The 1182-nt window shown below is 37.6% G+C and carries 1 protein-coding gene; it reads right to left on the reverse strand.

The window, feature by feature from the left end:
* Nucleotides 1-27 precede the first annotated feature (27 nt).
* The gene (locus tag WS44_RS09425; protein WP_046434112.1) at nucleotides 28-1077 is read right to left on the reverse strand and encodes an IS30 family transposase; all 1050 of its coding nucleotides are present in this window, start codon (nucleotides 1075-1077) and stop codon (nucleotides 28-30) included.
* Nucleotides 1078-1182 lie beyond the last annotated feature (105 nt).

Below are 1182 nucleotides of genomic sequence, written 5' to 3' on the forward strand. Positions count from 1 at the left end.
CGTAAATTGCAATAATAAATTGAACACTTAAGCTGCTTGATAGATATGATCCAATTCTCTTTCAAAGATTTCATCTGGTGTATGATATGCCAATATTTTTCTTGGTAGCGAATTGCACCAGGTTTCAATGTCAATGATTTCCTGAAGAGAATAGTTATTGATGTAATCACCCTTAGGAATGAATCTGCGAATGAGCCCATTATGTCTTTCAACAGTGCCTTTATCGCAAGAAGTATATGGATGGGCGTAATAGACTAAGGTATTAGATACTTCCTCTAGATTGGAAAGATCCGCAAACTCTGAACCATTGTCAGTTGTAATTGTCTTGAAGATTTCATTCCAGTGCTCACTATACTGCTTATGTAGAATTTGAAAAGCGCTCATAACACTGGCAGCTGTCTTGTCTGGAATACGCAAGATTAGAAACTCACGGCTCATTCGCTCAGACAAAGTTAGCAGTACTTGATCATCTCTAGTCTTATGTCCTAAGACTAGGTCGCATTCCCAGTGACCAAACTCTTTTCGATCATTAATCTCTTTAGGGCGTTCTTCAATGCTTCGACCTAATTTCTTCTTGTTCTTATGAACACGATGAATTTTAGTATTACGCTTTAACTTCTCAGGCAAATCAGAGTTTCTGATAGCCAACAAGCCTTGATCTATATAGTTATATAGAGTTCTAGTGCAGACTATCTGGTCGCTGCTAAATTCACCCACAGCCAAGCAGCGATTGGCACATACATCAAGTGACCAATTGTCTTCAAAGAAATGCTTATTGACATACTTGATAAAGTCAGATTTCTTCAAGAAGTCTGATTTGCGACCACAGTGGCGTCGGTTAGCTTGATAAACTTCATTTCCACGTTCTGCTTTGTACCGCTTTTGTTTACCGTGATAAAGCAAAACTGTACCACGTTTGATTTCATAGCTAATCGTAGAAGGAGAACAACCAATCTCACGAGCAATTGCTCTAAGAGAAAATCCATCTTTGATACGAGTTTGGATAATAACTCGCTCTTCTAATGACAAATGTTTTCCTTTTTTGTGCTTAGGCATGATAGAATGTAAAGAGTTCATTTGTGACCTCGTTTCAAGATGTTTTGTGGTAATTACATTCTATCAAACGGGTCCAGATGGACTTTTTATTTTTCTAAAGTGTTCAATTTGATTTTACAATCGGCG

Origin of the sequence: Lactobacillus sp. N54.MGS-719 (assembly GCF_000980505.1) — a bacterium.
Lineage (GTDB): Bacteria > Bacillota > Bacilli > Lactobacillales > Lactobacillaceae > Lactobacillus > Lactobacillus amylovorus.

Excerpts from the sequence above, each read along its gene's own strand:
- WS44_RS09425 (WP_046434112.1), bottom strand. The coding sequence starts at position 1,077 with ATGAACTCTTTACATTCTATCATGCCTAAGCACAAAAAAGGAAAACAT.